Genomic DNA, 18276 nt, shown 5'->3' on the forward strand with positions numbered 1-18276 from the left:
TCGCCACTTTCGCCCACTTGTTTGTGTCACGGTGTCGGAATCGGGCCTTCCTGTTCGTGGAGCAGGTGAAACGTCCTGTTCCAGTCGAAGGAGCCAGTCATGGAGACCTACAACCTCGCGGAGATGTACGCCGCCCCGCCGATGTCCTGGGAGGAGGTGACCGCTCGCCTCGACCAGGGCTTCAACCAGGGCCCCGGGTCGCAGGAGGGCGAGCCCGGGCGCTACACGACCTGGGTGAGCACGATCAACGCCGACGGCGGCCCGCACGTGAACGCCGTCGGCGCGGTCTGGCTCGACAACAGCTTCTACCTGGTCACCGGGCCGGGGACGCGGCGTGGCCGCAACCTCGCCCGCGATCCCCGCTGCGCGCTGTCGCTCACGGTGCGCGAGTTCGACCTGGTCGTGGAGGGCCGCGCGTCGCGGGTCCTCGGCGACGAGCTCGAGCACGTGGCCAAGCACTACCACGACGACGAGGGCTGGCCGGCCGAGGTCGACGAGTCCGGCGAGGCCGTCACGGCACCTTTCAACGCGCAGAGCGCCGGCCCGGCGCCCTGGCACGTCTTCCGCATCGACGCGACCTCCGCCCACGCGGTCGCGACCGTCGAGCCCTACGGCGCGACCCGCTGGAGGTTCTGAGATGACCGACCTGTTCGCCGGACTCCCGGTCGCGGACCTGGCGCGAGCGGCCAGCTGGTACGAGGCGCTGCTCGGTGGTCCGCCGGCCTTCTATCCCAACGACGTCGAGGCCGTCTTCGAGGTGGTCGAGCACGGATACGTGTACATCGAGGTGAAGCCCGAGCACGCCGGCCGTGGCTTCCTCACCCTCTTCGTCGAGGACCTGGACGCCCGCCTCGCTGCGATCGCCGAGCGCGGCCTGCGGCCGGAGTCGCAGGAGACGTACGGAAACGGGGTCCGCAAGACCATCTTCCGCGACCCCGACGGCAACGAGATCGGGCTCGGGGGTGGCTCCGCCTGATCGGGAGAGGTCAGGCCTCCTCGTGGTGGGCGTCGGGATCGAAGCCCTCGGGGGCGCGATCGATGAACGCGGTGATCGCGGCGATCCGTCCGGACCGGTCCAGATCGAGGACGTCGGTGCCCTCGGCGAACGAGCCCTCCTCCTTGAGGATCTCCCAGCGCACCCGGACGTGCTCGTGGTGTGCATCGGGCTCGGTGCGGGCCACGAAGGTGTAGGCACCGACGCCCTCGGCGAACTGGCGGGTGAAGTCGATCAGCGCCTCGAGGCCGGTGGACTCGCCGATCGGCGTGGAGCGAGCGACGTCGGAGGCGAACAGGGTGTCGCCGAGGGCGCGCTGCTCGTCGGCGGGGAGGTTCCAGAACGAGACGTACGCCTCGGCGGTGGCGGCAGGTGAACGGGGTGTGGTTTCAGTCGTCATGGCCACGACGATCCGCCTCCGAGCGCGCTGTGTCGATTACCTCCCGGGTAGTTGCCGCGCCGCGCTCGGCCCGGCAGCCTGGGCGCATGACAACGGCCCAGCTGAGCGTCGGAGACCTGCTTCGTGACTGGCGCGAGCGGCGCCGTCGCTCGCAGCTCGAGGTGGCGATCGCGGCCGAGGTGTCGGCGCGCCACCTCAGCTTCATCGAGACCGGCCGGTCGGGTCCGAGCCGGACGATGATCGAGCGGCTCTGCGAGGAGCTCGAGGTGCCGCTGCGTGAGCGCAACCGGCTCTATCTCGCGGCAGGGTTCGCGCCCGTCCACCAGGAGCGGCCGCTCGACGATCTCGGGTTCGCCAGGTCCGCGGTCGAGGCGGTGCTCACCGCCCACGAGCCCTATCCGGCCTGTGCGGTCGACGTCCGCTGGGACATGGTGGCGACCAACCGGCCCATGGACCTCTTCCTGGCTCCGCTGCCGGACGCGCTGCGGCAGCCGCGGCTCAACATGCTGCGCGCGACGCTGCACCCCGACGGTCTGGCGGCGCAGGTGCGCAACTACCCCCAGTGGCGGGCTCACGTCGTGCGCCGCATCCGTCGGCAGCTCGACCGCACCGCGGCCGACGGGCTGGCCGAGCTCCTCGAGGAGGTGGAGGGCTTTCCGGCGGCGGTCGGAGCCGGCGTGGAGGCGCCGGCGGTCACCGCGAGCGACGGTGCCTTGCCGGTGCTGCCGCTGCTGCTGCGTACGAGCCTCGGCGACCTCTCCTTCCTCTACGTCCTCTCCGTGATCGGCGCGCCTCGCGACGTGACGGTCGACGAGATCGCGGTCGAGGCGATGTTCCCGGCCGACGACGCGACTCGGGAGGCTCTCCTCGCCATCAGCCATGAGTGAGTGTGCCGCTGATGCGGGCGGGCCGCGTCTGCGCGGATAACCTTGAGGCGATGAGTGTCAAGGCCCAGCAGTACGCCGCGGAGGTGCTTCGGCGCGAGCAGATCACGCCCCACCTCGTACGCCTGGTGCTCGGTGGTCCCGGCCTGGCCGGGTTCGAGTCCACCGGGATCCCCGACGAGTGGGTCGGCCTGACCGTGCCGGGGCAGTTCCAGTCGCGCTACTACACCGTGCGGTCGTGGCAGGGTGGCGAGCTGACCCTCGACGTCGTCGTCCACGACGTCGGTCTGGTGACCGAGTGGGCCACCCGCCTCGACCCGGTCGGGCAGACGGTCACGATCACCGAGCCCAAGGGCTCCTACGCGGCGCCCGAGGGCGCCCGGTGGCTGCTGCTGGTCGGCGACCTGACCGCGATGCCGGCCATGGCGCGGATCGCCGAGACCACCACGCTGCCGACGCGGATCTGGGCGGAGACCCCTGACGACCTGCCCGGATATCTCCCGGAGAGCGCCGAGGTCACCTGGTCCGAGCCGCCCTCGGAGACCTCCTCCGACCTGGCGGCGGCCGTGGAGAAGATCGACTGGCCCGAGGGCGACGGCTACTTCTGGATGGCCGGTGAGTCCAGCCAGATGCGGGCGATCCGCAAGCATCTGATGCGGGAGCGGAAGCTCGACTCCCACGCCTACGACGTGATGGGCTACTGGCGCGGTGGCGGCCAGAAGCGGCAGCCGCGCTCGGTCGATCCCGGACCGGTGTGGCGTGAGGGCAAGGCCCAGGGGCTCACCGACGAGCAGATCTGGCAGCGATACGACGAGCAACAGGAGCAACAGTGACCGAGCCGGAGATCCAGCCAAGCCCGGCGCCGCCAGCACAAGAATTCCGGAGCGGCTTCGTGTCGTTCGTCGGACGCCCCAACGCGGGCAAGTCGACCCTGACCAACGCGCTGGTCGGCACCAAGGTGGCGATCACCTCCGACAAGCCGCAGACCACCCGCACCGTGGTCAAGGGCATCGTCCATCGGCCCGACGGCCAGCTGATCCTCGTCGACACCCCCGGCATCCACCGGCCGCGCACACTGCTCGGCGAGCGCCTCAACGACCTCGTCGAGGCCACCTGGACCGAGGTCGACGTGGTCGCGATCTGCTTCCCGTGCAACGAGAAGATCGGCCCCGGTGACCGCCGGATCGCGGAGAACGCCAACAAGCTCAAGAAGGGCATCAAGCGGGTCGCGGTCGCCACCAAGACCGACCTCGCCACCCCCGAGCAGATCGGCGAGCACCTGATGTCGATCCAGACCCTCGGGGTCGAGCTCGGGATCGAGTGGTCCGAGATCGTCCCGGTCTCCAGCGTCGGCGGCGACCAGGTCGACCTCCTCGGTGACCTGCTGATCAAGCTCCTCCCCGAGGGACCGCCGCTCTACCCCGACGGCGAGCTCACCGACTCTCCCGAGGAGATCATCGTCGCCGAGCTCATCCGCGAGGCAGCCCTGGAAGGCGTACGCGACGAGCTTCCGCACTCCATCGCCGTCGTCGTCGAGGAGATGCGCCTGCGCGAGGACCGCCCGGAGAACAAGCCGCTGATGGACATCCACGCCTTCCTCTACGTCGAGCGCGACTCCCAGAAGGGCATCGTGATCGGCCACAAGGGCTCACGGCTCAAGGACGTCGGGCAGCGCGCGCGCCTGCAGATCAAGGAACTGCTCGGCATGCCGGTCTACCTCGACCTGCACGTCAAGATCGCCAAGGACTGGCAGCGGGATCCGCGGCAGTTGCGCAAGCTCGGGTTCTGAACTACAGCGCGCTTACGCATCCGTTCAGACGTCATTGCGCCTTACGTCGGGCTTTCGCCGAGTCGGCGCAATCCGGTCCTCGCTTCGCTCCGGTCCGTTTGCGCCGACTCGGCGTTTCCCGGCTTCGCTTCGCTACGCCGGGGCCCAACAGATGCCGTAGGTCTGGCCGCCCTCCCACTGCTCGGCGCTGGGGAACTCCCAGGACCATTCGTACTTGAGCGGGTCGTCGGCGACCTCGGCGGCCGCGGCCTTGCAGTCCTCGGCGCCGGCGCTGTTGACCTTCGCCTCGCCGGGGTACTTCCCGGAGCCGAGGTCGATGACCGACAGTGCTCGCCAGGTGTGCTTGAGGGAGCACGGGACGCGCTTGAAGGACTCGGACTTCGGTGAGGCCGTGCCGCACATCCGGAACGGCTCGGCGGTCTCGGAGTCGCCCAGGACGCCCTTCATGTTGCCCTTGAGGGTCATCAGCGCCTTGGGGCCGGCGATGCCGATGACGTCGCAGCGGAACCAGTTGGCGCCGGCCTCGGACTCCTCGATGGTCGGGGTGAACCAGACCGGACGCAGCATCGAGAGCCGCAGGTCGTCGGCGTCACCACCGAGATACTTCGTCACCTTCCGGGGGCACGCCTCCGCGACCTGGGCCGCGACCTGCTCGGAGTCGACCGCGACGAGATGGCCGTCGACGACGTTCTTCAGCCGGCCCACGGCGTACGTCTGGGTGGTGTGCTTGCCCTTGCAGGAGATCGCGGTGCCGCCGGCGGTCGGGGCCAGCGCCTCCTCGTAGGTGAGGTTGTAGCAGGCCCCCTCCTTCGGGGACGGAGCCGCCGACGCCGAGGCGGACGGAGGCGCCGAGGAGGGAGACGGAGCCGACTTCGGCTCGCCGCCACCGCAACCGGCGAGGGCCATGGCCCCCACGACGACAAGAGCCCCCCACAACGGCGCCGATCGCTTCGGGCTCCGCTTCAGCGTGTCTGGCATGCTCACTCCTCGCTCACCGCCCAGCAGACCGCCCAGCGGTTGCCGGCGTTCCACTCCTTCTCTCCAAACCATGTGTACCCGTAGTCGAAGCTTTCCGGGTAGCCCAACCAGGCCTGGACCGAGCCCTTGCAGTACTGCGAGGCCTTCTTCTTGGACTCCGCGACGCCGAGGAACTTGGTCTTGTCCTCGCCCAGCTTGATGGTCGTGACCGCACGCATCTGGTGCGGCTCGGAGCAGGGGACCTTCGCGGAGGCGACCGTCTTGCCCTGCGCGCACACCATCCAACGGTCCTCGATGTCCTCGATGTTCTTGACCTTGAGGAGGTTGCGGGTGGTGGTCGGCAGGTCGACGTACTCGGCACCCTGTTGGCCGCCACCGACCACGTCGCAGCGGATCCAGCGTGCGCCCTCGTCCCAGGCCTTCTCCGAGGGTCCGAAGTAGACGTGGGAGAGCATCGAGCGCATCAGCAGGGACTGGTTGGTGCCGACGTACTTCTCCAGCAGCTTGCGGCACTGGCTGAAGGCCCACTCGTTGACCTTCTCGTCGCCGTACTCGGCGTCCTTGAACTCGTCCGGGAGCGGTCCGGCGCCGAAGGTCTCGGCGTTGTGCGGCTCGTCGCAGGCGACGTACTTGTCGAAGTTGTAGGCCTCGGCGACGTCCTCGTGGGTGAGGTTGCGGCACTTGCCGACCTCGGGCAGCTCGGTCGAGTCCACCTGCTTCGGGTCCTCGCCCTTGGCAGCCGCCCGATCACCGCCGCACCCGCTGAGCGCGAGGACGGCGAGCACCACGATCAGGAGCGACAAGGATGTCGTACGTCTGGGGGTATGGCCGATCACGGGGATCGACTCTACTTGCGAATCCATGAGCAGGCCGAAAGCACAGCGGGAAGCACAGTTCAGTCGAGGACGGCGGCCAGCGTGGCTCCCAGCTCGTACGCCGCCTCGACGTGGGTGTCCTCGACGTCTCCCAGGACGTCGAGGATGTCGTAGGCCTGAGCCCATCCGAGGGCACCGACGATGGACTGCACCGAGCGGATCGCGCCGGTGGTGTCGTAGCGGCCGTGGACGTAGAGGCCGTAGGGCCGCTTGCTGGTCTCGGACGCTGATTCGCCGGCTGCCCCGGACGGGTCGAGCGCGCCACCGACGGCCAGGAAGGTCGAGTCGAAGAAGTGCTTGAGCGCCCCCGACATGTAGCCGAAGTTGGCGCTCGTGCCGAGCACGTAGCCATCGGCGGCCAGGACGTCCTCGGCGCTCGCCTCCAGGGCGGGACGTACGACGACCTCGACCCCCTCGATCTCGGGGTCGTTGGCGCCGGAGACCACCGCGTCGGTCAGGCGCCGCAGCGACCGGGTGGGGGAGTGGTGGACGATCAGCAGCCGGGCCATGGTCACAGCCAACCATTGTTGTCGGCGGTGAGCACGGCCTCGGTGCGGTTGGCGGCGCCGGTCTTGCCGATCGCCGCGGAGAGGTGGTTGCGCACGGTGCCCTCGGAGAGCACGAGCCGGGCCGCGATCGTGGCTACCGGAGAACCGTCCCGGGCGGCGCGGAGCACCTCGGTCTCGCGCTGGCTCAACGGTGACTCGCCGGCCACCAGCGAGTCGGTGGCGAGCTGCGGATCGACGACGCGCAGCCCCTGGTGCACGCGGCGTACGGCGTCGGCGAGCTGGGCCGCCGGGGTGTCCTTGACGACGAAGCCGGAGGCACCGGCCTGCAGCGCCCGGCGCAGGTAGCCCGGCCGGCCGAACGTGGTCACGATCAGCACTCGTGTCGCCGGGGTGGTGCGGCGCACCTCGGCGGTCGCCGCGATGCCGTCGAGCCCGGGCATCTCCACATCCAGCAGCGCGACGTCCGGATGGTGCTCCAGCACGGCCGGCACGACCTCGGACCCGCTGCCGACCTCGGCGACGACCTCGAGGTCGGGCTCGAGGCCGAGGAGGGCCGAGAGGGCGCCGCGGACGAGCGCCTGGTCGTCGGCGAGGAGCAGCCTGATCGTCACGAGGTGACCTCTCTGTCAGCGGACATGACCAGCTCGAACCCGGATCCCGTACGCGTCGTCAGCACGGCACCCATGGCGCCGGCCCGCTCCCGCAGACCGGTCAGCCCGGACCCGGACTCGTTGCCGGCCCGGCGCCCGTGGCCGTCGTCGTGGACGGTCACCGACCTCGGGGTGAGCACGATCTCGCACCGGTGCGCACCGGAGTGCCGGATCACGTTGGTGACCCCCTCGCGGATGGTCCAGGCGAAGAGCTCACGCAGCCCGGAGGGGACCTCGTCGGTCGACTGGGGGAGCACCGGCTCGATCCCGGCGGCCTCCAGCGCCGCCCGAGCCCGGGCGAGCTCGCCCGGCAGGGTCAGCTCGCGGTAGCCCTCGACGGCGCGGCGTACGTCGGCGAGCGCGTCGCGGGAGAGCCGCTCCAGGTCGGCGAGCTCCTGCTTGGCCCGGTCCGGGGCGACGTCGACCAGCCGCTGGGCCAGCTCGGCCTTGACCGTGATCACGGTCAGCGAGTGGCCGAGGATGTCGTGCAGGTCGCGGGCGAACCGGTTGCGCTCGTCGGCCAGCGCCAGCCGGGTGTTCTCGTGCTGGGCGCCGATGAGGGCGACGTTGCGCCGAACGACCGACCGTACGCCGAGCATCGCCGCCGACGCCGCGCAGACGGCGAACGCGGTGTCGATCTGCGAGCCCCAGCCCGGCACCAGGCCGGTGATCGCGACGCCGCCCGCGATACAGACGATCGCGACGTAGACGGCCGGGGTCGGCAGGGTCATCACGCAGGCGACCGCGACGTAGACCAGACCGGCGATGCCGCCCTCGCCGAGGGTGGCGATCATGACCGCGGCGAGCAGGCCGAGCACGGCGAGGTAGGGAGCCACGAAGCTCGCCGGCGGCTGCTCGACGAGCCGGATCATGCCTCGAGCCCGCACCCAGATCAGCATGTAGACGACCGCGAAGCAGAGCGTCGCCGCCATCCCGATCACGCCCTCGGCGGTGTCGCGGGCCTGCCAGCCGACGTGGAGCGGGGTGATCAGGAAGAAGAGCCAGATGAAGGCGAACCAGGGGCCGACGGCGGCCCACCGTCTGCTCGGGGTGGCCGTCAGCGGCCCCTGGTCGATGCTCATGTCGGACACGTTAGTCAGACCCGCGCCGTGTCCTTGCTCATCCGCCAGGCCGCGCCGGCGATGAAGATCAGGAACCACGCGATCGCGTTGACGACGGCGTACCACGGCAGCTCGTGGGTCAGTGGCGCCCTCGTCACCTCGGCGACGCCGTACATCGGGGTCCAGTAGGCGATGTGGCGCACCACCGGGGCGTACGTGCTCAGCGGGATGAAGAGGCCGCCGAGGAAGGAGAGCAGTGCCAGGCCGGGCCCGAGGATCTGCATCGCGTTCTCCCCGGGCACGACGTAGCCGACGAAGACGCCGAGCGCGGCGAACGTGAGGGTGCAGAACAGGGTCACCACCATGGCCGTGACCCATACCGAGACCGGCATCTCGGCCTTGCCCTGCAGCTTGCCGATCAGGTTGACGGTCAGGATCGCCAGTGCGCCCATGGTGAGCGCGACGACCGCCTTGGTCAGGATGTACGCCACCGGGTTCAGCGGCGTGAGGCGCAGCTGCCGCGACCAGCCGACCGAGCGCTCCAGGGCCACCATCGAGCCGACGCTCGCCGCGGTCAGGGCGGCGCCGTACATCGCCATCGAGATCAGGATGTACGCAGCGACGTTCCCCTCGCCGGCCGGCTGCTCCCACCCCGACTGCCCGCCGAAGGCGAGCGCCAGACCGGCCGGGAGCAGCAGCGTGAAGATCACCGTACGTCGGTTGCGGAGCAGCCGCCGCAGCTCGATCCTGAGCAGGGTGAGGTTGAAGCCGCCCAGGGGAGGGGTGCGGCGGGCGGTCACTGCGGGGGCTGTCGTCGTGGTGCTCACTGGTTGTCTCCGGTCAGGCTGAGGAAGGCTTCCTCGAGGTTCTTGGACGTGATCTCGAGGTCGCGGGCGGCGGTCTCGGTCAGCAGGAAGCGCGCGACGGCGTCGCTCTCCTTGGTGTGGACGACGACCTGCTCGCCGCGTACGTCGATGCCGTCGATCCCGCCGACGGCGCGCAGACGCTCCTCGGTCTCGGCGGTGAACCCGTCGACCGTGGCGCGGACGGTGCGGCCGGCGGCCAGCGCGCGGATCTCGGACCCGGTGCCGTCGGCGACGATCCGGCCCCGGGAGATGAGCACGATCCGGTCGGCGTACTGGTCGGCCTCCTCCAGATAGTGGGTGGCGAACATGACCGTCCGGCCGCGCTCGGCGTCGGCGCGGATGGCGTTCCAGAACGTACGCCGCCCCTCGACGTCCATGCCGGTGGTCGGCTCGTCGAGCAGCAGCAGCGCCGGGTCGGGGAGCAGCGCCATCGCGAAGCGGAGCCGCTGCTGCTCACCTCCCGAGCACTTGCCGACCTTGCGGTTCGCGATCCCCTCGATGCCGGCGCCCCGCAGCGCCTCGACGACCGGCATGGTGTCGGCGAAGAGGCTCGCGGTGTACTCCACCGTCTCGCGCACCGTCATGTCCTTGAGGAGCCCGCCGGTCTGCATCACCGCGGAGACGAGACCGTGGGCGACGGCGTCGCGGGGGCTGCGACCGAGCACCTGCGCGGTGCCGGACGTGGGGCGGGTGAGGCCGAGGATCATGTCGATCGTGGTGGTCTTCCCGGCTCCGTTCGGCCCGAGGAACGCCACCACCTCCCCCTGGTCGAGGTCCAGGTCGATGCCGCGAACCGCCTCGACGTCACCGAAGCTCTTGGTGACCGAGTCGAGGCGCACGGCGGACGTGGTGCGGGTTGGTGTGGCAACGCTCATGCCGACAAGCGTGGCCCGAGGTCACCCGAGATGCCTCGTCCGTTCCTCACGACCGTGAGGTGACAAATGTCAGGCGACCAGCCGGCGGCCGGTGACCTCCTTGGGGCGCAGCCGCACCCACAACGGACGAGGGCCGGCCGGCCAGGGATGGAGGTTCTTGACGACGTCGGGGATCTGGTCCTCGCGGTAGAGGATCTCGGCCCGTCCCTTGAACAGCGCCGACCAGCCCACATGGGTGTCGGGGGCGAGGTCGTCGACCAGCAGCGCGACGGCGCTCTCGTCGATCTGCTCGGCCATCGAGGAGTGGGCCGAGGTGCGGATCCAGAGCGTTTCCTCGTGCACGACGTGGTTCACCGGCAGCACCACCGGGCCGCGCGGGCCGGTCCAGCCGATCCGGGAGATCTGGGTGTCCGCCGCGAACCGCCAGGTCTCCTCGACCGTGAGCTCTTCCAGTTGGGCCACGCCCGTTCCTCCCCTTCGTCGTCACTTCCGCGTCTCAGCGTTGAGGATCAATCGCCCTGCGCGGCCAGTCTGCCAGTTCTGTTCTGTTATTGTTACCGAGTCATGATGCGCAGCCTCCTCCTTAGCTGCCGCAGCGGGGTCTGAGAAGCCGGACTCCCTCGCTGCGGAGGTTCGACGTGCGCCGGCACTCGCTCCCACCTGATGAGGACTCCATGACCAACCTGAGCAACTCCAGCAACCAGCAGAAGCCGTCGGGGATGCCGCACGAGCGCTATCGCGCGTTCGTGCCCGTCGACGTACCCGACCGCACCTGGCCCACCAAGAAGATCACCAAGGCGCCGCGGTGGCTCTCCACCGACCTGCGTGACGGCAACCAGGCCCTGATCGACCCGATGACGCCGGCCCGCAAGCTGCGGATGTTCGAGCTGCTGGTCGCGATGGGCTACAAGGAGATCGAGGTCGGCTTCCCGTCGGCCTCGCAGACCGACTTCGACTTCGTGCGCAAGCTGATCGAGGACGATCGGATCCCCGATGACGTACAGATCTCGGTCCTGACCCAGGCTCGCGAGGACCTCATCTCGCGCACCGCCGAGTCGATCGCCGGCGCCCCGCGCGCCACGATCCACCTCTACAACGCCACCGCGGAGCTCTTCCGCCGGGTCGTGTTCAACGTGACCCCTGCCGAATGCATCGGGATCGCGGTGCGCGGCACTGAGATGGTGATGAAGTACGCCGAGGAGTACGTCCCCGAGCTGATCGGCACCGAGGACTTCGGCTACCAGTACAGCCCTGAGATCTTCACCCAGACCGACACCGACTACGCCCTCGAGGTCTGTGAGCGGGTCTCGGACGTGTGGCAGCCGGAGGCCGGCCGGGAGATCATCCTCAACCTGCCCGCCACCGTGGAGATGTCGACCCCGAACACCTACGCCGACCAGATCGAGTACTTCGGGAGGGGCCTGACCCGCCGCGAGCACTCCGCCATCAGCCTGCACCCGCACAACGACCGCGGCACGGCGGTCGCGGCCACCGAGCTCGGAATGATGGCCGGCGCCGACCGCGTCGAGGGCTGCCTGTTCGGTCACGGTGAGCGCACCGGCAACGTCGACCTGGTCACCCTGGGCATGAACCTCTTCTCCCAGGGCATCGACCCACAGATCGACTTCACCGTCGGCGGCGGCATCGACGAGATCCGCCGCACCGTCGAGTACGTCACCAACATCAACGTCCACCCGCGCCACCCCTACGCCGGTGACCTGGTCTACACCGCCTTCTCCGGCTCCCACCAGGACGCCATCAAGAAGGGCCTGGAGGACCTCGACCGGATCGCCGCCGAGGCCGGCACGGACGTCAGCGAGATCCCGTGGGAGGCGCCCTACCTGCCCATCGACCCCAAGGACGTCGGCCGCACGTACGAGGCCGTCATCCGGGTCAACAGCCAGTCCGGCAAGGGCGGCGTGGCCTACCTGCTCAAGACCGAGCACTCCCTGGACCTGCCGCGTCGGGCGCAGATCGAGTTCAGCCGCGTGGTCCAGCAGCACACCGACTCCGAGGGCGGCGAGGTCAGCCCGGAGGAGATCTGGTCGATCTTCTCCGCGGAGTACCTCGAGCGCGAGGAGCCGTACGCCCTGGAGAGCTGGTCCTCGGTGACCGACGCCGAGGGCGGCGACCAGCAGGTCGTCGACCTGCGGGTGCGCGGCGAGGCCCGCACCTACAAGGGCGCCGGCAACGGCCCGGTGGCCGCGTTCGTCGACGCGCTCAAGGAGGCCGGCGCCGAGATCCGGGTCCTCGACTATGCCGAGCACGCGCTCTCGGCCGGTGGCGACGCGGCCGCGGCCGCGTACGTCGAGTGTGAGATCGCCGGCGAGATCGTGTGGGGCATCGGCATCCACGAGAACATCGTCACCGCCTCCCTGCGTGCCGTGGTCTGTGCGGCCAACCGCGCCCAGGCGGTCACGATCCCGCGCGGCTGACCCTTCGCCGAGATCTGCCGAGTCGGCGCGTTCCAACGCGCCGACTCGGCGACTCCTGGAGGCCGATCAGGAGACCCAGCGCGACCACCGCGGTGCCCAGCCACACCATCGGCCCGGGCACGATCCCGTTGAGAGGTACGCCCAGGGCTGCCGCCGCCACGGGCACGACGCCGGTCAGCAGCCCGGCGCGGCCGGAGCCGAGGCGCTTGACCGCGGTGAACCAGAGCAGGAACGCGAGCGTGGTGACGACCGCCGCCAGGTGGAGCGCCGCGAGCAGGTCGCCGGTGTCGAGCGTGGTGACGGCGGCCGGTCCTTCGGTCGTGACACCGATGACGGCCATGCCGACGGTGGCCATCCACACGGAGTGGAACGAGACGCCGAAGGCGCCCAGGCGCGGGAGGACGGGCACCGCCAGGAGCGTGAAGCCCGCTTCGCAGACCAGCACCAGGAGCGCGTAGCCGACCCCGGCCGCATCGGTCCTCCCGAAGCCCTCGACCACGACGGCGCCCGCGGTCACGACCATGGCCCCGATGATCACGGTGCGGGCCGGGAGGGTGCGGGTCGCGACCGCCGGGACGACGGCGAGCAGCATCGGGACCGCGGCGACGGCTACGCCGATCACCGCTGGCTCGGCATGGGCGACACCGCGGACGACGCCGACGTTGAAGAGCACCAGGCCGGCGGTGGCCACCCCGGCCAGCCAGAGCCACTCGCGACCCCGGGGCCGCGGCACCCGCCAGCCGGTGACGCGGGCGACCGCGAGCAGGAGGAGGGCGGCGAGGGCGTACCGGACGCCCTGCAGGGTGAAGAGCGGGGCATCGGTGATCGCGGCCGAGACGGCGACGCTGCTGCCGACGCAGACCATCCCGGTCGCGGCGAAGACGATGCCGAGCAGGGTGCCGCGGCGGGACGCCGCTCCGCCGGGGTCGGCGGTGCCGTCGTCGGCGAGGTCGGGGAGGGTTTCGGTGGTCATGTCTACGAGGTTCGCGCCAACTTGGTCTGACAGACAGATCCAAACCTGACCTGGCAGAGTGGACCAAGTGAACGGTGCGGACTTCCTTCAGCTCGACCCGGCCGGCGTACCGGCGGGCGGGCTGGCGACCTGGCTGACCGGTGCTCTGCGCGACGCGGTCGCCGACGGTCGACTCGCGGTCGGTGCCCGGGTGCCGGCCTCGCGCACCCTCGCCACCCAGCTCGGACTCTCTCGCGGGGTGGTGGTCGAGGCGTACCAGCGGCTCACCGACGAGGGACTGCTCTCGGCCCGCAGCGGCGGCGGCACGCGAGTGAGCGCGGTCCCCGGTGCCGTACGCCGTCTCGGCGCCGCCACGCGACTGCCGACTCCCGATCTGGACCTCTCCCCGGGAGTGCCCGACCTCTCGGCCTTCCCGCGGGCCGCGTGGGCGAAGGCGTCGCGGGAGGTGCTCGCCGAGATCGGCAGCGCCGACCTCGGTTACGGCGACCCGCGCGGCGTGCCGGCGCTGCGCGAGGCGCTCGCGGTCTGGCTGGGCCGCACCCGCGGCCTCACGGTCTCGCCCGACGAGATCCTGGTGGTCAACGGCGTCGCCCAGGGGCTCGTGCTCCTGGCGCGCTGGCTGGAGGAGCGTGGCCGGACCAGGGTCGGCTTCGAGGAGCCGGGATCATACGGCGGCCGCGTGCACCTGCAGCGGTGGGGGATGACGACGGTCCCGGTGCCGGTGGACGGCGACGGTCTGGACGTGGCGGCGCTCGAGGCCAGCGGCGTCGATGCCGTCGTGGTCACGCCGGCGCACCAGTTCCCGACCGGGGTCGTGCTCTCCCCGCAGCGGCGTCGAGAGCTGGTCGAGTGGGTCCGGGCGGAGCCGGACCGGTTGGTGATCGAGGACGACTACGATGCCGAGCACCGCTACGACCGGCCGCCGGTCGCGGCGGTGAAGGTGCTCGCACCCGACCGGGTCGTCCACCTCGGCAGCGTCTCCAAGACGCTCGCACCCGCGATGCGGATCGGCTGGCTGGTCGCCCCGTCCGGCATGCACGAGGAGCTGGTCGAGGCTCGCTACTGGCTCGACCTGGCCAGCCCGGCGCTACCCCAGATCATCCTGGCGCGGATGCTCACCTCGGGTGCCTTCGAGCGACACCTGAGACTGGTCCGGCAGCGACACAAGGCTCGCCGCGACGCCCTGCTCGAGGCGCTCACCGAGCACCTGCCGGCGGTTCGGGTCCGAGGAGTCGCGGCCGGACTCCACGTACTCGCGACGCTTCCCGACGGGGTCGACGACGCGGCTCTCGCCGCGGCCGCGCTCGAGGCGGGCATCGCCGTGCACCCGTTGAGCCGTCACCGCGAGGGTGAGGGTCCGCCAGGGCTGGTGATCGGGTACGCGGCGACGACCCCTGACCGCCTCCGGGAGGCGGTCAGGCGGCTGGCGCCGCTGATCTCCTAGGAGCTCCTAGGACTCGACGTCGTACTTCGCGCAGAGACCCAGGCGGCTGCCGGCCATCCAGGCGGTCTTGAACGGCGGCTTGAACATCGTCGCCTCCGCCGGACAGCCGCCCAGCCCCTGGACGTTGGTATCGCTCTGCTCGGGATAGGTGTCGCCGGTCATCTCGAAGGTGTCCACGACGATGTAGTCGTGGGTGGTCCCGCAGCGGACGACCTTGTCGATCTTGCTGTCGATGCAGGCTCGCAGGTCGGTCGGGAACGGGTCGGGCACCGGGTCCTCCGGCATGTCGATCATCGGTGCTCCCTGGACCGTCACCCCGACATCGCACCGGACGTAGCGGTTGCCGTCGTTCCAGGTGGCCTCCGCGGGCCAGTACCAGCTCACGATGTAGGCGGTGCGGGCCAGCGTCTCGGGGTGCAGCCCGAGGCCGGTCTCCAGGCGGGTGAAGCAGGCGGCCCCGGCGGCCTCGTTGTCGTTGTACGTCTTCACGTCGGTGGCGACGTGGAAGGTGTAGAGCGTGTGCGGCTCGGCGCAGTCGACCGGCTCCGTCTCGTCGACGAACTCGGTCGCCGCGGCGTAGTCGAGATCGCGGCACTCACCGGCCACGGGTACGTCACTTCCACCGTTGGTCACGAAGTAGATCAGCCCGGCGACGAGCCCGATGACCACGACAGCGGCCAGACCGCCGACCAGGAGCCCGGTGCGCTTCCGCTTCTGCGGGTGCTGCGTCGCGATGCTGGTCGGCACCGTCGTGGGCTGCTCGAAGGGCGATCCGGTCGGCGGGCCGCTGGGGGGCCCGCTGGGGGGTCCGCTGGGTGGCCCGCTCGGCGGGCCGACGGGTGGCACCTGGGACGCCGCCTTCTGCCACGGCGACGTCGAGGAGGTCGAGGTGGGTGGCGGAGGCTGAGGCGCGGAGTGCGGCTGCCCGGGGGTGACGCGAGTGCCTGCGACCGCGCTGCGGAGCCCGTCGGCGAACGAGCGCGCGTCCGGCCAGCGGTCCTCGGCCCGGGGCTCCAGCGCCCGGGCGATGGCCTGGCTGATCGGGGCCGGGAGGGGACGTACGGAACCTGCCTCGGGGACTCGGGAGGTGAGCCCGAGAGCGGGGGCGGGGGAGCGCCCGGCGAGCAGCGCCCAGGCGACCGCGCCGAGGGCCCGTACGTCGGCGCGATGGTCGATCGGCAGCGACGGGTCGAGCTGCTCGGGCGCCATGTAGGACGGGGTGCCGATGTCGCGGGTGACCTCGTTGAGAGAGTCGAGCGAGCGGGCCACACCGAGGTCGGCGATCATCACCCGGCGAGCGCCGGCGGTGCCGCCGGAGGTCTCGGAGGTGACCAGCAGGTTGGCGGGCTTGATGTCGCGGTGGATCACCCCGCGAGCCTTCAGCGCCATGAGGCCGTCGGCGGCCTGAGTGACGATCTCGGCGACCTCGTGCACGTCCAGGCCGCCGGGGGAGCCCGTGAGCAGGTCGGCGACCGAGCCGCCGTCGGCGTACGACATCACGAAGAAGGGGATGCCGGTGCTCGTCTGGCCGATGTCGTAGACACGCACGACATGGGGTGAGTCGACCGAGCGGAGCAGCCGCGCCTCCTGGAGGAAGCGCTTGTGGATCTCCGGGTTCGACACCCATCCGGGGGCGAGCGCCTTGACCGCGACATGGGAGTCGAGGTCGGGGTCGTAGTAGAGCCAGACGGAGGCGAAGGCACCGGCGCCGATGTGGCGGACCTGCTGCAGCCGCCCGAGACTGGTCGGGAAGGTCGCGCTCATGGCCGAATCATGCCCTGAATCCTCCGGGAGGGGCTGCGGTGACACCTACTTGAGCAGGTTTCGCTAGGAAATCGAGACCTACTTCCCGAAGCGTTCCTTGTCCCGCTTGACTGCGGCGTGCGCCTCGGAGCCGATGTTCTCCCTCAGCTCCACGGCGGACTCGCGGATGGCGTCGGAGATGATCTCGTGGACCCGAGTGTCGGCCAGGCCCTCCTCGACCAGACGCAGCACGGTGTCGGCCACGAGCCGGACGACGTCGTCGTGGAAGGGGAGGTACCGCAGCTTGCCGGTCGCCTGGTCCTGCCGGATGAGGTCGATGATCAGCGCGTCGATCTCGGCGCGGTTCTCCTCGATCGCGGTGGAGATGTGCCGGGTGTAGTTGCCGGTCTGGATCACCGCGATCACCTCGTCGAGCACCGCGACCGTGATCGGCGTCCGGATCGCGTTGACGATCGCCCCGGAGAACCTCCCGACCACGTACGCCGTGATGCGGTCGCCGAACGTGCGGTCGGCCACGCGCATCAGCCGCACGAAGATGACCACCACCCGCAGCAGCCGGAAGGCGCGGAAGGCCGGGTCCGAGAGCGGGATCATGCCGAGGATCTCGTACCAGTAGAGCGCCAGGAACTTCCACCCCAGCCCGGACCTGACCCAGCGGACGCAGAACTCGACGAAGAAGATCCCGCAGATCACGTAGTCGGCGATGACCACCCGTTCTTCCCAGACTCCGGGTACGTCCCAGAAGGTGATCCAGACCAGCAGGACGACCGAGATGATCGCGAGCGCGAGCATCAGCCAGTCGACCAGTGTGACCGGCGGCGTCGCCGGGGCGCCCGGCTCGCGGTCGTCGTGGCGACGGACGATGCCTGTGGAGCTCATGGTGGGCACGATAGGAGACGTGTTCACCAAAGCAGGTCAACCACACGCGTCGTTGCCATCATGTGGCATCGACGTCGGTCTGTCGCTGCCGCGGTTGTCGGTGGCACGCGGCAGAATGGTGTCGTGCCCCTCTACCGCGACGAGGCCATCGTGCTTCGCACCCACAAGCTCGGTGAGGCCGATCGCATCATCACCATGCTCACCCGTGACCACGGACGGGTGCGTGCGGTGGCGAAGGGCGTGCGGCGCACCACCTCGCGGTGGGGATCGCGGCTGGAGCCGTTCACCCACGTCGACCTGCAGTTCGCCGAGGGGCGCAACCTCGACACGATCACCCAGGCCGAGACGCTGACCCTGTTCCATGCCGGGATCGGGCTGGACTACGACCGCTACACCGCCGGCACCGCGATGCTCGAGACCGCCGACCGGCTGGTCCACGAGGAGGGCGAGCCGGCCCCGCAGCAGTATCTGCTGCTCGTCGGCGGGCTACGAGTGCTCGCCCAGGGCGACCGGCTTCCCCGGCACGTGCTCGACTCCTACCTGCTCCGCTCGCTGGCGGTCGCCGGCTACGCGCCCTCTTTCGAGGCATGTGCGAGGTGCGGGCTGGAGGGTCCGCACCGGTGGTTCAACGTGTCCATGGGCGGCGCGCTGTGCACGACCTGCCGGGTGCCCGGTTCGGCGACGCCCTCGCCCGAGACGCTCACCCACCTCGGTGCGCTGCTCTCAGGTGACTGGGATACCGTCGGCCGCGCCGAGGACCGGACCAGCAGGCAGGCGAGCGGGTTGGTCGCCGCGTACCTCTCCTGGCATCTGGACCGCAACCTGCGCTCGCTCGAATACGTCGAGAGCTGAGGAACGATGGCCCACTCCCACGGCCACTCCCACGGTGAGCACGATGCC

20 protein-coding genes are annotated in these 18276 nt (G+C 70.3%); 8 read left to right on the forward strand and 12 right to left on the reverse strand.

Features of this window, described 5'->3' with window-relative positions:
• Positions 1-99: 99 nt before the first annotated feature.
• Both BLT25_RS17645 and BLT25_RS17650 read left to right on the forward strand, forming a co-directional pair.
• Positions 100-636, forward strand: a complete 537-nt coding sequence (locus BLT25_RS17645; protein ID WP_091048547.1) for a pyridoxamine 5'-phosphate oxidase family protein — start codon at positions 100-102, stop codon at positions 634-636.
• Between the two features lies 1 nt (position 637).
• Positions 638-976 (forward strand): VOC family protein, encoded by a 339-nt coding sequence (locus BLT25_RS17650; protein WP_091048548.1) that lies wholly within the window; start codon positions 638-640, stop codon positions 974-976.
• A 10-nt stretch (positions 977-986) separates the two neighbouring features.
• Here the strand turns inward: BLT25_RS17650 and BLT25_RS17655 are convergent, their stop codons facing one another.
• Entirely contained in the window at positions 987-1394 is a 408-nt protein-coding gene (locus BLT25_RS17655) for a hypothetical protein (RefSeq protein ID WP_091048551.1), read from the reverse strand.
• A gap of 86 nt (positions 1395-1480) precedes the next feature.
• Here BLT25_RS17655 and BLT25_RS17660 point away from each other — a divergent pair, with 86 nt between their 5' ends.
• From BLT25_RS17660 to era, 3 genes are read left to right on the forward strand one after another with little or no spacing between them, the layout of a single operon-like run.
• Positions 1481-2281: a helix-turn-helix domain-containing protein gene (locus tag BLT25_RS17660; protein WP_091048552.1), complete on the forward strand. Its 801-nt coding sequence runs from the start codon at positions 1481-1483 to the stop codon at positions 2279-2281.
• Positions 2282-2331: 50 nt separating this feature from the next.
• Positions 2332-3111 (forward strand): siderophore-interacting protein, encoded by a 780-nt coding sequence (locus BLT25_RS17665; RefSeq protein ID WP_256328649.1) that lies wholly within the window; start codon positions 2332-2334, stop codon positions 3109-3111.
• Positions 3112-3122: 11 nt separating this feature from the next.
• Complete coding sequence (gene era, locus BLT25_RS17670) at positions 3123-4067, forward strand: GTPase Era (protein WP_091048865.1); 945 nt, start codon at positions 3123-3125, stop codon at positions 4065-4067.
• 132 nt (positions 4068-4199) lie between these two features.
• Here era and BLT25_RS17675 read toward each other — a convergent pair whose 3' ends face one another.
• The 8 genes from BLT25_RS17675 to BLT25_RS17710 all read right to left on the reverse strand — a co-directional run bounded on the left by BLT25_RS17675 (position 4200) and on the right by BLT25_RS17710 (position 10343).
• Positions 4200-5045 carry a septum formation family protein gene (locus tag BLT25_RS17675; RefSeq protein WP_091048555.1) on the reverse strand — a complete coding sequence of 282 codons (846 nt, stop codon included), beginning with the start codon at positions 5043-5045 and terminating at the stop codon, positions 4200-4202.
• A 2-nt stretch (positions 5046-5047) separates the two neighbouring features.
• Positions 5048-5881 carry a septum formation family protein gene (locus BLT25_RS17680; protein WP_176883999.1) on the reverse strand — a complete coding sequence of 278 codons (834 nt, stop codon included), beginning with the start codon at positions 5879-5881 and terminating at the stop codon, positions 5048-5050.
• A gap of 59 nt (positions 5882-5940) precedes the next feature.
• On the reverse strand, positions 5941-6429 hold the full coding sequence (locus BLT25_RS17685) for a flavodoxin family protein (RefSeq protein ID WP_091048559.1): 489 nt from the start codon (positions 6427-6429) through the stop codon (positions 5941-5943).
• Positions 6430-6431: 2 nt separating this feature from the next.
• Positions 6432-7040: a response regulator transcription factor gene (locus BLT25_RS17690; protein WP_091048562.1), complete on the reverse strand. Its 609-nt coding sequence runs from the start codon at positions 7038-7040 to the stop codon at positions 6432-6434.
• Positions 7037-8161, reverse strand: a complete 1125-nt coding sequence (locus tag BLT25_RS17695; protein ID WP_091048870.1) for a sensor histidine kinase — start codon at positions 8159-8161, stop codon at positions 7037-7039. Before BLT25_RS17695 ends, BLT25_RS17690 begins: the two co-directional genes overlap by 4 nt.
• A gap of 14 nt (positions 8162-8175) precedes the next feature.
• Positions 8176-8967, reverse strand: coding sequence for an ABC transporter permease (locus tag BLT25_RS17700; RefSeq protein WP_091048563.1), 792 nt, complete (start codon positions 8965-8967; stop codon positions 8176-8178).
• The gene (locus BLT25_RS17705) at positions 8964-9881 is read right to left on the reverse strand and encodes an ABC transporter ATP-binding protein (protein WP_091048566.1); all 918 of its coding nucleotides are present in this window, start codon (positions 9879-9881) and stop codon (positions 8964-8966) included. Before BLT25_RS17705 ends, BLT25_RS17700 begins: the two co-directional genes overlap by 4 nt.
• 69 nt (positions 9882-9950) lie before the next feature.
• Complete coding sequence (locus BLT25_RS17710; RefSeq protein ID WP_091048568.1) at positions 9951-10343, reverse strand: pyridoxamine 5'-phosphate oxidase family protein; 393 nt, start codon at positions 10341-10343, stop codon at positions 9951-9953.
• A gap of 212 nt (positions 10344-10555) precedes the next feature.
• Between BLT25_RS17710 and leuA the strand changes: the two genes are divergently transcribed.
• Positions 10556-12316: a 2-isopropylmalate synthase gene (gene leuA, locus BLT25_RS17715; protein WP_091048570.1), complete on the forward strand. Its 1761-nt coding sequence runs from the start codon at positions 10556-10558 to the stop codon at positions 12314-12316.
• Here the strand turns inward: leuA and BLT25_RS17720 are convergent.
• The gene (locus BLT25_RS17720; RefSeq protein WP_091048573.1) at positions 12297-13289 is read right to left on the reverse strand and encodes a DMT family transporter; all 993 of its coding nucleotides are present in this window, start codon (positions 13287-13289) and stop codon (positions 12297-12299) included. The two genes, leuA and BLT25_RS17720, sit on opposite strands and share 20 nt — an antisense overlap.
• 67 nt (positions 13290-13356) lie before the next feature.
• On the opposite strand from BLT25_RS17720, the gene BLT25_RS17725 reads away from it, so the two are divergent.
• Positions 13357-14733, forward strand: coding sequence for a MocR-like pyridoxine biosynthesis transcription factor PdxR (locus BLT25_RS17725; protein ID WP_091048576.1), 1377 nt, complete (start codon positions 13357-13359; stop codon positions 14731-14733).
• Between the two features lie 6 nt (positions 14734-14739).
• Here BLT25_RS17725 and BLT25_RS17730 read toward each other — a convergent pair whose 3' ends face one another.
• Positions 14740-16497, reverse strand: coding sequence for a serine/threonine-protein kinase (locus tag BLT25_RS17730; protein WP_091048578.1), 1758 nt, complete (start codon positions 16495-16497; stop codon positions 14740-14742).
• A 78-nt stretch (positions 16498-16575) separates the two neighbouring features.
• Entirely contained in the window at positions 16576-17376 is an 801-nt protein-coding gene (locus tag BLT25_RS17735; RefSeq protein ID WP_256328650.1) for an ion transporter, read from the reverse strand.
• A 123-nt stretch (positions 17377-17499) separates the two neighbouring features.
• Here BLT25_RS17735 and recO point away from each other — a divergent pair, with 123 nt between their 5' ends.
• Entirely contained in the window at positions 17500-18228 is a 729-nt protein-coding gene (recO, locus tag BLT25_RS17740; protein WP_091048583.1) for a DNA repair protein RecO, read from the forward strand.
• The last annotated feature ends 48 nt before the right edge of the window (positions 18229-18276 follow it).

Origin of the sequence: Nocardioides sp. YR527, assembly GCF_900101045.1 — a bacterium.
Lineage (GTDB): Bacteria > Actinomycetota > Actinomycetes > Propionibacteriales > Nocardioidaceae > Nocardioides.